Genomic DNA, 13,241 nt, shown 5'->3' on the forward strand with positions numbered 1-13,241 from the left:
GCGCGGCCGTAGCCGGCAAGCGCCGGAGCAATGCACCAGCGCCAGGATACGGACCATGCACCAGACAAAACGCCAGCCCCGCAAAATGGGCTGGCGTTTTGTTTTTCTGGCCCTGCTCCTTGCCGTTGCCATCAGCGGGCTGGTCAGGTCCCTGTGGCTTGATGTCTACTTCATACCCTCCGAATCCATGGAGCCGCTCCTGGAAGGCGGGGACAGGATCCTGGTTTCGCGCACCGACTTCCAGGCCGAGCCTATCCGGCGTGGGGACGTGGTGGTCTTTGACGGGCGCGGCAGCTTCGCGCCCCTGAACAGCGGCAAGGGCCCGCTGCTGGACGCAGCAGCTTCTGCGATGCAGTGGGTGGGGCTGGCCGGCAGCGACACAACCTATGTCAAACGGGCAATCGGCCTGCCTGGCGACACCGTCGTCTGCTGCGATGCCGGCGGAAAAGTCACTGTCAACGGCACAGCGCTGGAGGAGCCGTACATCTTCCCCGGCGACGCGCCCAGCACGCAAAAATTCAGCACCGTGGTTCCCGAGGGCAGGCTGTGGCTGATGGGGGACCACAGGTCGGTTTCCGCCGATTCACGCAGCCTGCTCGGCGCGCCCGGCGGCGGGCTCGTCCCGATGGACCGGGTAATCGGCAGGCCGGTCCAGATCCTCTGGCCGCTTGATAGATTTGCCCCAGTAGCACGGCCGCCCGTACCGGGGCCGACAACACAGAACGGACGGTAAATGCCCGAGAACCACGCGCGGAAACCTGAACCCCGCCACGACGGTGCTTCAGAGATACCGGACGTTCCAGCTTCCGCCGCTCCCGGCGAAGACGCGGCACAACCGGCACCCGCCCAGAAGCGGAACCGGCAGGCGTCCAAAGCCGCGGGCAACCCCCTGCTGGGATGGCTGAAGGAAATTGCCACCGTGGTGGTCATCGCGGTGGTGCTGTCCTTCCTCATCAAGACGTTCCTGTTCCGGGCCTTCTTCATTCCGTCCGAATCCATGGTGAACACCCTGGACGTTGATGACCGGATCTTCGTCAACCTCCTGGTCCCGGAACCCTTCGCCCTCAGCCGGGGAGACGTTGTGGTCTTCCGCGACACCAAGGGCTGGCTGGGACCGGCCCCGGCCAAGGTGCAGGGCCCGTTCACCTGGGTCCAGGACGGCCTCACCTTCGTCGGCCTCCTGCCCGACAATTCCGAGCAGCACCTGGTCAAACGCGTCATCGGACTGCCCGGGGACCACGTGGTCTGCTGCGACGCCGGAGGTAAACTGACCATCAACGGAACCGCCGTTGACGAGGCCTACATCAACCCCGCCGAAGTCCCGCAGGTCCGAAACTTTGACGTCACCGTACCGGAGGGCAAGGTGTGGGTGATGGGTGATAACCGGAACCACTCGGCGGACTCCCGCGCGCACATGGAAACCGACGGCGGATTCGTCGACCTCAAGGACCTCGAAGGAAAAGCCGCCATCATCGCCTGGCCGCTGAACAGGATCAAGACCCTCGACAACTACCCGGACGTCTTCAAGAACGTCCCGGCGGCCCGCTGACCATGTCGTCCGCAGTACAGGCCTCCCCAGCCAGCTCAGCGCGTCCGGCCCGCAAGCCTGCGGCCGGAGGAACGAAGGCGCCAACGCTGCGGCACGAGCGGACCTTCAAGGCCCAGGGAATCCAGTTACTCGCCGGCGTTGACGAAGTCGGCCGCGGCGCCCTTGCCGGACCGGTGAGCGTGGGGATCGCCGTCGTGGACCTGGAACGCCAAAAACCGCTCGCCGGTGTGCGCGACAGCAAGCTCTTGAGTCCGGCCGAGCGGGAGCGGCTGGATCCGCTGGTGCGCCGCTGGAGCGTCGCCTCCGCGGTGGGGCACGCCTCCGCCGGCGAGATCGATTCGCTCGGCATCATCGCCGCCCTGCGGCTGGCCGGCAACCGCGCGTGGAGCAGCATCCTGGGCTCGGGGATTGTCCCGGAAGCTGTCCTGCTGGATGGAAGCCACAACTGGCTGTCCCCGGCGGAGCAACTCTCGCTGTTTGACCAGCCCGTGCTGGAAACCGTGTGCGAAGCCCCGGTCCACACCAAGGTCAAGGCCGACATGCAGTGCCTCAGCGTGGCCGCCGCAAGCGTCATCGCCAAGGTGGAGCGGGACCGGATGATGCGTGACCTTCATACCGAATTCCCGGATTACGGCTGGGACGTCAACAAGGGGTACGCCACCGCGGCCCACCGGAACGTGCTTCGCGCAGCGGGACCCACGCCGTACCACCGGGTCAGCTGGCGGCTTCTCGGCGGGGAACTGCAGGACGCGGGAGTCCCCGGCCTGGAGGGGCCCAGCGACGACTGACGCCTGCCGAACGGCGCCAGCCGCGCCGGACATGGTGCAAGATGGAAGCATGAGTGCTGAGGATCTTGAGAACTACGAAACCGACATGGAGCTTCAGCTCTACCGTGAGTACCGCGACGTCGTCGGCCTGTTCAGCTATGTTGTCGAGACCGAGCGGCGCTTCTATCTGGCGAACCATGTGGACCTGCAGGCCCGCAGCGCCGACGGCGAGGTCTACTTTGACCTGACCCTCCAGGACGCGTGGGTGTGGGACGTCTACCGTTCGGCCCGGTTCGTGAAGAGCGTCCGGGTGCTGACGTTCAAGGACGTCAACGTCGAGGAGCTGCCGCGCAATGAGGAGCTGGCGTTGCCCAAGGACGTGGACCTGGGGAACTAAGCGCCCGGGATTTTCGACTTTCCCTCCACACCGGCCCCTGTCCACATAGGACAGGGGCTTTCTGTTTTCCGCACGCAGCTGCCGCCAGGCTGGTTGTGGAGGTGGACATGAAATCCAAAGACCTGTTGGGCCGGCGCGGCGAGGACCTCGCCGTGGGCTACCTGGAAGCGCTTGGCATGCTGGTGGTGGAGCGGAACTGGCGGTGCCCCGAGGGCGAGATCGACATCGTTGCCCTGGACGGTGATGCGCTGGTCATTGCCGAAGTCAAAACGCGCCGAACCCTGGACTACGGCCACCCGTTCGAGGCGGTGGGCCCGGAAAAGCTGGCGCGGCTGCACCGGCTGGGCGCAGCGTGGTGCCGCGACCGTGAACTGCGGATGCCGCTGCGGCGCGTGGACGTTGTAGCCGTCGTGGACGACGGCGGCGGGGAACCCGTGGTGGAGCACCTCAAGGGGGTGGGGTGATGGCATTGGGCCGGACCTATTCAGTGGCTCTCGTGGGGCTGAACGGTTACATGGTGGAAGTCGAGGCGGACATCGGCCAAACGTTGCCGGCCTTCGTCATCCTGGGATTGCCGGATGCCTCCCTGAACGAGGCCAAGGAGCGGATCCGCTCCGCCGCAAAAAACTCGGGAATCCCGCTCAGCCGCCGGAAGATCACTGCCAACCTCATTCCGGCCTCGCTGCCCAAGCGCGGATCAGGCTTTGACCTCGCCGTCACCATGGCAGTGCTCCGGGCGGCAAACGACATTAAACCCACCGGGCGCACGGTCTTTATCGCGGAGTTGGGGCTTGATGGCCGACTCCGGCCCGTGCGGGGCATCCTCCCTGCGGTCATGGCCGCGGTACAGGCCGGTTTCCCGGAGGTGGTGGTTGCCCAAGCCAATCTGGCGGAGGCGTCCCTTGTCCCGGGCGCCACAGTGCACGGGTACCGCACGCTTGCCCGACTCGCCCTCGACTTCGGGGCCGATCCGCAGGAACTCGCGCTGGACTTCGAACCGGACGACGCGGATGACGCCGGTGACGGACCAGCCCTTCCCGGACCGTGCCCGGACATGGCGGATGTCTCCGGCCAAGGAGAGGCCCGGCGGGCACTGGAAGTGGCGGCAGCGGGTGCGCACCACCTGTTGCTCACCGGACCGCCGGGCGCCGGAAAGACGATGCTGGCCGAACGGCTGCCAGGCCTCTTGCCCGACCTTGGCGACCATGAGTCCATGGAGGTCACCGCCATCCATTCCCTGTGCGGGCTCCCGTCCTCCACGGTGCAGCTCCTGCGCCGGCCACCGTTCGAGAACCCGCACCACTCCGCCACCGCTGCCGCCATCATCGGCGGCGGGTCGGGCCTGCCCAGGCCGGGCGCGGCATCCCGGGCGCACCGGGGCGTGCTCTTCCTCGATGAGGCGCCCGAATACGAACGGCGCGTCCTGGACGCGTTGCGGCAGCCGCTGGAAAGCGGTGAGCTGGTGATCCACCGCTCTGCCGGGACTGCAGCCTATCCGGCCCGGTTCCAGCTGGTGTTGGCAGCCAACCCCTGCCCCTGCGGCAAAGCCTCGGGCAAGGGACTGGACTGCACCTGCACGCCCGTGATGCGCCGCCGATACCTTGCCCGGATGTCAGGGCCCCTGCTGGACCGGGTGGATATCCAGCTGCAGGTGGAGCGGGTTTCGCTCGCGGACTTTGGCCAGGCAGGGGACGAGGAGGACACGGCATCCGTGGCCCACCGGGTGCGTGACGCCCGTGCGCGGCAGGCGGAGCGACTGCGGTGCTTTGGCCTGGAGACCAACGCACAGGTGCCGGGGCGCATCCTGCGCGGCGATTTGCGGCTCGCGCCGGCAGCAACCCGGATCCTGGACCAATCCCTGGAGCGCGGCGTCCTCACTGCCCGCGGGTACGACCGCGTCCTCCGGCTGGCCTGGACCCTGGCAGACCTGGGACGCCGGGACACCCCGGACACCAACGACATCGGGCAGGCACTGGGCCTGCGGCAGGCTGCGGCGGCCGCAGCATGACAAACCTCCAGCAACGCAATCAACCAAAGGACCAGCGCGTGGACATGCAACAGGCCGTACAGAAGACTCCGGGCGTTGACCCGGAACGGCTGGCCCGGGCTGCCCTTTCACGGCTGATGGAACCACAGGACGCGGCAGGCCTGGCCTTGGTCCGCATTGCGGGGGCGACGGATGCCCTCCGCATCGCTACCGCCCAGGTGGCGGCCGGACCGGACCTGGAACGGGAGATCACCGCATTGCTGGCGGACAGCGGGTCTGGTGGCAGCTGGGCCGGACTGGCTGCCGCCTTGAAGCGCTGGCAGCCCCGGCTTCCTGACCTTGCCCCCGAACGCGACCTGGCCACCATGGCCAGGCTGGGAGGCCGCCTCATCATCCCCGGCGATGACTTCTGGCCGGTCCAGCTTGCGGACCTGGGAATCCAGGAACCTCTTTGCCTTTGGTGGCGGGGGCAGCAACAGCCACTGCCCGGGGCGGAAAAAGCCATCGCCCTGGTGGGGTCCCGCGACAGCACCGGCTACGGCGCCGCAGTCACGGGAGACCTCGCCTACTCGTTGGCCCAACGTGGATTCACCGTGGTTTCGGGCGGAGCGTACGGGATTGACGCCCATGCGCACCGGGCTGCCCTTGCCGGCGGGTCCTCGGCTGTTCCCACCATCGCCGTCATGGCCGGGGGAGTGGACAGGTTCTATCCGTCAGGAAACGAAGACCTGCTGCGGGCCGTCGCCAACCAGGGCGCTGTCCTCGCTGAGGTGCCGCCGGGTTCGGCCCCCACCCGCTACCGCTTCCTGCAGCGGAACCGGCTCATTGCCGCCCTCTCCTCGGTAACCGTGGTGGTGGAGGCCCGCTGGCGTTCAGGAGCACTCAATACGGCCCACCACGCTGAAACTTTGGGTCGGGGCGTCGGCGCAGTTCCCGGATCTGTGCACAGCGCCAACTCCGCCGGGTGCCACCGCCTGCTGCGGGACGGAGGAGCGGTCTGCGTTACCGATGCGGCGGAAGTGGCCGAACTTGCCTCGCCCAGCGGAACGGCGCTTCCCGCGCAACGCACTGTGGAAGCAGCCGTCCAGGACGGGCTGACCCTGGAGGACCTCATCCTCCTCGATGCCCTGCCGCTGCGCTCCACCACCTCCGTGGAAAAGCTCTCCGCCGTGGCCGGGCTGGGCCAGGAGTCGGTCCGGGCAGGGCTTGGCCGGCTGGGGCTGCTGGGGCTGGCCATGTCGGAGCGCGGAGGCTGGAAACGTGGCAAAGCGTAACCGTGTCAGCGCACCGTAGGCGCCGCGCAACTGGGACAGTAGAGGAGTGGAACATGACGAACTGCCCGCATCGCTTGGTAAGGCACTGGACGCATTCGCCGGCTATCTGTTGGGGGAGCGTGCAGCGTCGGAGCACACCAGGCGTGCGTACCTGGGGGACGTGCACAGCCTCCTGGCCCATGCGGCATCCGAAGGCGTGACAGGACTGAAGGACCTTGAACTGGGCACCTTCCGCCGGTGGCTCGGAGGCCAAAGCTCAGCTGGCGCGTCCAGGGCAACCCTGGCGCGGCGGTCAGCTACGGCGCGGGTCTTCACGGCCTGGGCACTGCGGGAAGAAATCATCGACGTCGATCCAGCCCTTCGCCTGAAAGCACCCAAACGTGAGGGGTCTCTGCCAGGCGTGCTCCAGGCCTCCCAGCTCACCCGCATCCTGGAGGGACTTGAGGCCTCTGCAACGGATGGCGAGCCCCTTGCCGTCCGGAACCGCGCCATCGTGGAACTCCTCTACGCCACCGGTATCCGGGTGGGTGAACTCGCCGGACTCGATGTTGACGACCTTGACCCGGACCGCCGAACGCTGCGGGTGATCGGCAAGGGCAACAAGGAACGCACGGTCCCCTTCGGGGTCCCCGCCGCCATGGCCCTCGACGACTGGCTCCGGCGGGGTCGCCCCGCACTGGTGAAGGACGGCAGCGGGCCTGCCCTTTTCCTGGGGGCCCGCGGTAAGCGCGTCGACCAGCGCCAGGTACGGGCTTTGGTCAACACGCTGTTCGAAGCGCTGGGCGACACCTCCGCGTCCGGGCCGCACGCGCTGCGGCACTCGGCCGCTACGCATTTGCTGGACGGAGGCGCGGACCTGCGCGCAGTCCAGGAACTGCTGGGCCACAGCAGCCTGGCCACCACCCAGATCTACACGCACGTCTCGGTTGACCGGCTTCGGAAGAGCTATCAACAGGCGCATCCCAGGGCCTGACCGGTGTGGTCTATCGCACTGGCGTAATCCTGCGGGGTGCGGCACAATAAGAGTCACGTCCGGCAACTTTCAAGTGTCGCTTTAAGCTCTAGGAGCTTTGTGCGGCGCGGCGAGTCCGGACACAGCTTTATGTGATACAAATCTGAATACACACGCAGGGAAACTACCGCCGCAGAGCAGGGCTCGGCAGTTCCATCCAGGCAGAGGTCGTTGGGGAAGACGTACCTAGAGCTATGGAGGATGGAATGTCTGATGCAATGACCCGCGGTGTGCTGTTCGTTCACTCGGCCCCTACGGCGCTGTGCCCTCACGTTGAGTGGGCGGTAGGCGCCGTGGTGGACAAGCGGACGGATCTTGAGTGGACCCCGCAGCCTGCCGCGCCCGGGATGTTCCGGGCCGAGTTGTCCTGGACCGGTAGCCCCGGCACGGGCGCAAAGCTGGCGTCCTGCCTACGTGGCTGGGCGCACCTTCGCTATGAGGTGACGGAGGAACCCAGCCACGGTGTGGACGGCGGACGCTGGTCGCACACCCCCGAGCTGGGAATTTTCCACGCCGTGACGGACGTCCACGGCAACATCATGGTCTCCGAAGACCGGATCCGGTACGCCTACGAGTCCGGCGCCGGCGACCCCGCCGCTGTCTACCACGAACTTTCCCTTGCCCTGGGCGAAGCCTGGGACGAGGAACTTGAACCGTTCCGCCACGCTGCCGAAGGCGCACCGGTGCGCTGGCTGCACCAGGTGGGCTGACCGCCGTCGTTCTTCACTCCGGTGGTCCTGGCCGCCGCAACACTTCCATAGCAACAAAAGGGAGGCCCCGCCTGATGGCGGGGCCTCCCTTTTTGTTTCCGGGGCGAGTGCCCAGCAACGGCTAGACGCTGCGGATAGCCACCACGGCGTTGTGGCCGCCGAAGCCAAACGAGTTGCTCAGCGCCACGATGCTGCCGGCGGGCAGGTCGCGGGCGGAGGTGACCACGTCCAGAGGGATCTCCGGGTCCTGGTTCTCCAGGTTGATGGTGACCGGCGCCTTCCGCTCATGGACGGCCAGGACGGTGAGGACAGCCTCCACCGCGCCGGACGCGCCCAGGAGGTGGCCCATCTGCGACTTGGTGGCCGAGACAGCCACGTTGTCCACGTGGGTGCCCAGAGCCGCGCGCAGGGCCGTGTACTCCGGCTTGTCGCCAACCGGCGTGGACGTCGCGTGCGCATTGACGTGCACCACGTCTTCGGCCTGGATACGGCCGTCGAACATGGCAGCCTTGAGTGCACGGGTGGCGCCCAGGCCCTCGGGGTCCGGCGCAGTGATGTGGTAAGCGTCAGCTGTGACGGACGTGCCTGCCAGCTCGGCGTAGATGCGGGCGCCACGGGCCAGTGCATGCTCTTCGGCCTCGAGGACCAGGGCGCCGGCGCCTTCGCCCATGACGAAGCCATCACGTGCGGTGTCGTAGGGGCGGGAGGCGCGCTGCGGATCATCATTCCGGCGGGACAATGCCTGCATGGAGGCGAAGGCTGCCAGCGGCATGGGGTGGATGGCGGCTTCAGCTCCGCCGCACATCACCACGTCTGCCTTGCCCGAGCGGATGAGTTCCAGGCCCAGGTGCATTGCTTCCGTGCCGGAGGCGCAGGCGGAGACGGGGGTGTGGGCGCCGGCGCGGGCGCCGAGGTCCAGGCTGACGGCTGCGGCAACACCGTTGGGCATCAGCATGGGGACAGTCATGGGCAGGACGCGGCGGGGGCCCTTTTCCTTCAGGGTGTCCCAGGCGTCCAGGAGAGTCCAGACACCACCAATGCCGGTGGCGAAAGCGACTGCGAGACGGTCCTGGTCGATCTCCGTGATGCCGGAGTCAGCCCAGGCCTCCCGGGCGGCGATCACGCCGAACTGGGTGGAGGGGTCCATGCGCTTTGCTTCAACACGGCTGAGCACATCAAGGGCCGGGGTGCTGCACCGGGCAGCGAAGTGGACGGGGAGCTCGTACTTGGCTACCCAGTCGTCTTCCAGGGTGCGGGCACCGGAGACCCCTTTGAGGGCGTTGTTCCACATCGTGGGTACATCGCCGCCGATGGGCGTGGTGGCACCCAGACCGGTAATGACTACTTTGCGTGTCATGGGATCACTCTTTCGTCGGTGGGGAGTCCGTCTGCGCCTGTCGCAGGGTCCCGCACAAGTTGATGATCGGCCAAGTCCCGGTCGGGGGTCCTGCGCCGGATAAATGCGGCGGGCTGCCGGTCCGGTCAACCCGGACCGGCAGCCCTGCCAAGCCGTGAGACGGCGAAAAGCCTGGTGTTAGGCCTGTGCTCCGGCGATGAAGCTGACAGCGTCGCCAACGGTCTTGAGGTTCTTGACCTCTTCGTCGGGGATGCGCACGCCGAACTTCTCTTCAGCGTTGACCACGATGGTCATCATGGAGATGGAGTCGATGTCCAGGTCCTCGGTGAAGGACTTGTCCAGCTCAACTGCCTCCGGCGCCAGGCCGGTTTCTTCGTTGACGATTTCAGCCAAGCCGGCCAGGATCTCTTCGTTGCTAGCCATTGATGGCTCCTTTTCTTGTATTGCCGGCAGGGGCTGCCGGAAACGGTCCGGGCCGCGGTTGCGACCCTTGGGCGTATCTAGGGAAGGACAACTACCTGTGCGCCGAAGACCAGTCCGGCACCGAAACCGATCTGCAGGGCAAGCCCGCCGCTCAGTCCGGGATTCTCCTGCAGGAGCCGGTGGGTTGCCAGCGGGATGGAGGCAGCGGACGTGTTGCCGGCATCGGCAATGTCCCGTGCCACTGTAACCGTCTCGGGCAGCTTCAGCTTCTTCACCATCTCGTCGATGATGCGCATGTTGGCCTGGTGGGGGATGAAGGCCACCAGGTCCTCGGCCTGGATGCCGGCGGTGTCGAGTGCCTGCTGGGCAACCTTGGCCATCTCCCACACGGCCCAGCGGAACACGGTCTGGCCGTCCTGGCGGAGGGTTGGATACAGCTCCTGGGCCTCTTCCAGCAGGGCGAGGTCGCCCGTGGAATCCGACTGGCGGGCAGCCAGGCCGAGGTCGCGGACGTCAAGCAGGGAGCGTGTCATGCCGATGGCGTCCCACCTGCTGCCGTCCGAGCCCCATACGGACGGGGCGATGCCCGGCGTGTCGGAGGGCCCGATGACGACGGCGCCCGCGCCGTCCCCGAGGAGGAAGGAGATGGTGCGTTCCCGGTTGTCGATGACGTCGGAGAGTTTCTCCGCACCGACCACGAGGACGTACTTGGCGGCGCCGGAACGGACCAGCGCGTCGCCCTGGGCAATGCCGTAGCAGTACCCGGCGCAGGCAGCCGAAATGTCGAAGGCGGGCGCCGGAGTTGCGCCAATGCGGTCTGCCAGGCTGGCCGCGGCGGACGGCGTGGCGTAGGGGTGGGTCACCGTGGAGACAATGACCGCGCCGAGTTCCGAGGCCTCAATGCCGGCCTTCGCCATGGCTTCCCGGGCAGCGCCCTCTGCCATGTCGATCACGCTGACGTCGGCGGACGCGCGGTGGCGGGTCACAATGCCGGTGCGCTGGCGGATCCACTCGTCGGAGGAGTCGATCCACTGGCAGACGTCTTCGTTGGTGACGATGACGTCCGGCCGGTAGGAGCCGAGGCCGAGAATGCGGGTGTGCTCCTGGATGGGAGCCTGTTTCAGCGTGGGAACGCTCATGCGTTGCCCTCCAGTTCTGCGAAGAGCGCCAAGGCGGCGGACAGGTCATCGGGAGTTTTGACAGCGACAGTCTTGACGCCGGGCATGCCGCGCTTGGCTAAGCCGGCCAGGGTGCCGGCCGGGGCCAGTTCGATGACGCCGGTAACACCCCGCTTCACCATGGTTTCCATGCACAGGTCCCAGCGGACCGGGCGCGACACCTGGGCAATCAGGCTTGCAACGGCGGCCCCACCGTCGGTGACCTCGCCGCCGTCGTAATTCGACAGGAGGGGCACCTTGGGGGCAACCGGGTTCAGGGTGGGTTCCAGCGCCTTAAGCGCATCGACGGCGGGCGACATGTGGCTGGTGTGGAAGGCGCCGGCCACCTTGAGCGGAATGACGCGGGCCTTGGCCGGCGGGTTGTCGGCAAGAGCCTTCAACTGCTCGAAGGTTCCTGCTGCCACCGTCTGGCCGGCACCGTTGACGTTGGCCGGCGAAGCACCGGACGCCTCAATTGCGGCCAGCACCTCGGCCGGATCACCGCCGACGACGGCGCTCATGCCGGTGGGGGTCACGGCTGCCGCGGCCGCCATGCTGTTGGCCCGTTCACGGACGAACGTCATGGCTTCCTGCTCGGTCAGCACCCCGGCGAGGGCGGCTGCAGTGATCTCGCCTACCGAATGCCCGGCAAGGATCACTGGAAGGGAGTTGAGTTCCACGTCGAAGAGGGACGCCGCGGTGACAAGCCCGGCGGCAACAATCAGGGGCTGCGCCACGGCAGTGTCCTTGATGGTTTCCTCATCGGAGGTGGTTCCGTGGGCTATCAGGTCGATGCCTGCGATATCACTTAGGGAGGCCAGCTGGCCTGCCACCGAAGGAAGTTCCAGCCAGGGGGCGAGAAAACCCGGGGTCTGTGAGCCCTGTCCAGGGCAGACTATTGCAAGCACGTAACCAGCTTTCCAAATTACTGTGTGATCCAGCGGTGTTTCTCCGCACCAAGCTCACGGGGTCAGGTTGTAGGAAGTCTACAATGCCTCACGCCTGGTTCCGGGATGCCAGGCGCTCCGTGGCGGCCTTCGGCGGGGCCGAAAGCCGGCCTACCACCAAGGCGGCCTGCAGCACGAATGCCTCCCGCGGCAGGAGTGGATCCCAGCCCGTGACGTCGCAGACGCGCTTGAGCCGGTACCGCACCGTGTTGGCATGGACGAAGAGTTCCCGGGCCGTGGCTTCCAGGGAGTGGCCCAGTTCGAGGTAGGTTCCCAGGGTTTCCACCAGGCCATTGGAGGCAGCCAGGAGCGGCCGGTAGATGTTCTTCACCAGCGACCGCCGGGCCGCGTCATCGCCGGAAATCACCCGCTCCGGCAGAAGGTCGTCCGCGGCCACGGGACGCGGGGCGGACGGCCAGGCACGGGCAGCCGTCAATCCGGCGAACGCGGATTGGGCGGAGCTGCTTGCCTCCAGCAGCGAACTGGCCTCGGGCCCGTAGACAACAGGCCCGGGAGCGAACATGTCGCTCAGCTTCACGTAGGCCGTTTCGCGGTCCTGAACCCCGCCAAGGATCAGGATCAGCCGGTCACCCTGGATGCCCACCAGCGCATCTTCGGCGTAACGGCCGGCCATCCGCCGCAGTTCACTGACGTAGCTGGCGCTGGGCTCAGACGGGGAGTTGCCCACCATGACCGTGAAGCGCTCCTGGGCCTTCCAGCCCAACGCCGCAATGCGGGAACGCAGGGCATCGGTGTTTTCGCCGCGCAGGATGGCATCCACAATCAGTGCTTCCAGCCGCGTGTCCCACGAACCGCGGGACTCTGCGGCGCGGGCATAGACATCAGCAGCGGCGAACGCCACTTCCCGGGAATACCGCAACACAGCCTCCCGCAGGGATGGCTGGTCGGCCTCGGGGGCGATGACAGGAACCTGGTCCTCCACCACTTCCACCACGATCCTGATCAGCTGCAACGCCTTCTGCAGGCTGATGGAACGGGTGAGCTCCGTGGGGGCAGTCCCAAACACGTCGGTGAGGATCCAGGAGGGAGAGCTTGGCCGCTCGTACCAGTTGACAAATGCCGCAATACCGTTTTGCGCCACCATGCCAAGGGCGGAACGCTCATCAGCGCTGAGCCGGCTGTACCACGGCAGTGACTGCTCAAGCTTGCGCATGGTGGTCGTTGAGAGCTGGCCGACGCTGGCGCGGAGTTGCTTGAGGGTTTCGGACTTCTCCGGCGTCACCTTCGGCGGGGACGGTTTCCGCTTGGGGGACCGGCTGGCTGATGCTGGCATTCTTTGAGCATACGGCCACCGCCGGGCAAGCTCCATTTGTGCGAAGGCTACAACCCGCCTTGCGCTGCGTCACAGCGTTGGCCCTCCGCCGGCGGGATCATCCCGGACAGAACGACGGCGGCCCTCACCTTGTGGGGTGAGGGCCGCCGTCGTATAGCGCTGCTGGTTGCTGTCCAGCCGGAAGGCTAGGCTTCGCCTCCGGCATTGCCGGTGGTGCCGGCGTTGACGTTGAGCAGCTTGTACTTCTCGATTGCCTTGACCGGGGCGTCAACATCCACCTCGCCGCGGCGCGCCAGCATCTCAAGGGCACGGACCACGATGGAGTGGGTGTCGTTCTTGAAGTAGCGGCGTGCTGCTGCGCGGGTGT

General features: G+C 66.8%; 15 protein-coding genes. 9 read left to right on the forward strand and 6 right to left on the reverse strand.

Features of this window, described 5'->3' with window-relative positions:
• Nucleotides 1-55 precede the first annotated feature (55 nt).
• From lepB (HNO81_RS03510) to HNO81_RS03550, 9 genes are all read left to right on the forward strand, one after another.
• Nucleotides 56-733, forward strand: coding sequence for a signal peptidase I (gene lepB / locus HNO81_RS03510; RefSeq protein ID WP_175316725.1), 678 nt, complete (start codon nucleotides 56-58; stop codon nucleotides 731-733).
• Nucleotides 734-1,549, forward strand: a complete 816-nt coding sequence (gene lepB, locus HNO81_RS03515; RefSeq protein WP_175316726.1) for a signal peptidase I — start codon at nucleotides 734-736, stop codon at nucleotides 1,547-1,549.
• A gap of 2 nt (nucleotides 1,550-1,551) precedes the next feature.
• Nucleotides 1,552-2,337: a ribonuclease HII gene (locus HNO81_RS03520; protein WP_175316727.1), complete on the forward strand. Its 786-nt coding sequence runs from the start codon at nucleotides 1,552-1,554 to the stop codon at nucleotides 2,335-2,337.
• Between the two features lie 49 nt (nucleotides 2,338-2,386).
• The gene (locus HNO81_RS03525; RefSeq protein ID WP_056335405.1) at nucleotides 2,387-2,713 is read left to right on the forward strand and encodes a DUF2469 domain-containing protein; all 327 of its coding nucleotides are present in this window, start codon (nucleotides 2,387-2,389) and stop codon (nucleotides 2,711-2,713) included.
• A 107-nt stretch (nucleotides 2,714-2,820) separates the two neighbouring features.
• Nucleotides 2,821-3,177, forward strand: a complete 357-nt coding sequence (locus tag HNO81_RS03530; RefSeq protein ID WP_175316728.1) for a YraN family protein — start codon at nucleotides 2,821-2,823, stop codon at nucleotides 3,175-3,177.
• Entirely contained in the window at nucleotides 3,177-4,721 is a 1,545-nt protein-coding gene (locus HNO81_RS03535; RefSeq protein WP_175316763.1) for a YifB family Mg chelatase-like AAA ATPase, read from the forward strand. Before HNO81_RS03530 ends, HNO81_RS03535 begins: the two co-directional genes overlap by 1 nt.
• A gap of 44 nt (nucleotides 4,722-4,765) precedes the next feature.
• Nucleotides 4,766-5,974 carry a DNA-processing protein DprA gene (gene dprA / locus HNO81_RS03540; protein WP_175316764.1) on the forward strand — a complete coding sequence of 403 codons (1,209 nt, stop codon included), beginning with the start codon at nucleotides 4,766-4,768 and terminating at the stop codon, nucleotides 5,972-5,974.
• Between the two features lie 46 nt (nucleotides 5,975-6,020).
• Nucleotides 6,021-6,947 (forward strand): tyrosine recombinase XerC, encoded by a 927-nt coding sequence (locus HNO81_RS03545; RefSeq protein ID WP_175316729.1) that lies wholly within the window; start codon nucleotides 6,021-6,023, stop codon nucleotides 6,945-6,947.
• Between the two features lie 245 nt (nucleotides 6,948-7,192).
• Nucleotides 7,193-7,696 (forward strand): DUF3145 domain-containing protein, encoded by a 504-nt coding sequence (locus HNO81_RS03550; protein ID WP_175316730.1) that lies wholly within the window; start codon nucleotides 7,193-7,195, stop codon nucleotides 7,694-7,696.
• A 121-nt stretch (nucleotides 7,697-7,817) separates the two neighbouring features.
• On the opposite strand, the gene fabF is transcribed toward HNO81_RS03550, so the two are convergent.
• The 6 genes from fabF to HNO81_RS03580 form a co-directional block, all read right to left on the reverse strand.
• The gene (gene fabF, locus HNO81_RS03555) at nucleotides 7,818-9,053 is read right to left on the reverse strand and encodes a beta-ketoacyl-ACP synthase II (RefSeq protein ID WP_175316731.1); all 1,236 of its coding nucleotides are present in this window, start codon (nucleotides 9,051-9,053) and stop codon (nucleotides 7,818-7,820) included.
• A gap of 177 nt (nucleotides 9,054-9,230) precedes the next feature.
• Entirely contained in the window at nucleotides 9,231-9,476 is a 246-nt protein-coding gene (locus HNO81_RS03560; protein WP_009359314.1) for an acyl carrier protein, read from the reverse strand.
• A 77-nt stretch (nucleotides 9,477-9,553) separates the two neighbouring features.
• A complete protein-coding gene (locus HNO81_RS03565) occupies nucleotides 9,554-10,615 on the reverse strand; it encodes a beta-ketoacyl-ACP synthase III (RefSeq protein ID WP_175316732.1) in 1,062 nt (353 codons plus the stop codon).
• The gene (locus HNO81_RS03570) at nucleotides 10,612-11,541 is read right to left on the reverse strand and encodes an ACP S-malonyltransferase (protein ID WP_175316733.1); all 930 of its coding nucleotides are present in this window, start codon (nucleotides 11,539-11,541) and stop codon (nucleotides 10,612-10,614) included. The genes HNO81_RS03565 and HNO81_RS03570 overlap by 4 nt, the downstream gene beginning before the upstream one ends.
• An 88-nt stretch (nucleotides 11,542-11,629) precedes the next feature.
• Nucleotides 11,630-12,874 carry a CdaR family transcriptional regulator gene (locus tag HNO81_RS03575; protein WP_175316734.1) on the reverse strand — a complete coding sequence of 415 codons (1,245 nt, stop codon included), beginning with the start codon at nucleotides 12,872-12,874 and terminating at the stop codon, nucleotides 11,630-11,632.
• 185 nt (nucleotides 12,875-13,059) lie between these two features.
• Nucleotides 13,060-13,241: hypothetical protein (locus tag HNO81_RS03580; protein ID WP_175316735.1), on the reverse strand; the 182-nt coding region annotated here is incomplete at its 5' end.

It is taken from the genome of Pseudarthrobacter sp. C4D7, assembly GCF_013359725.1.
Taxonomy (GTDB): domain Bacteria; phylum Actinomycetota; class Actinomycetes; order Actinomycetales; family Micrococcaceae; genus Arthrobacter.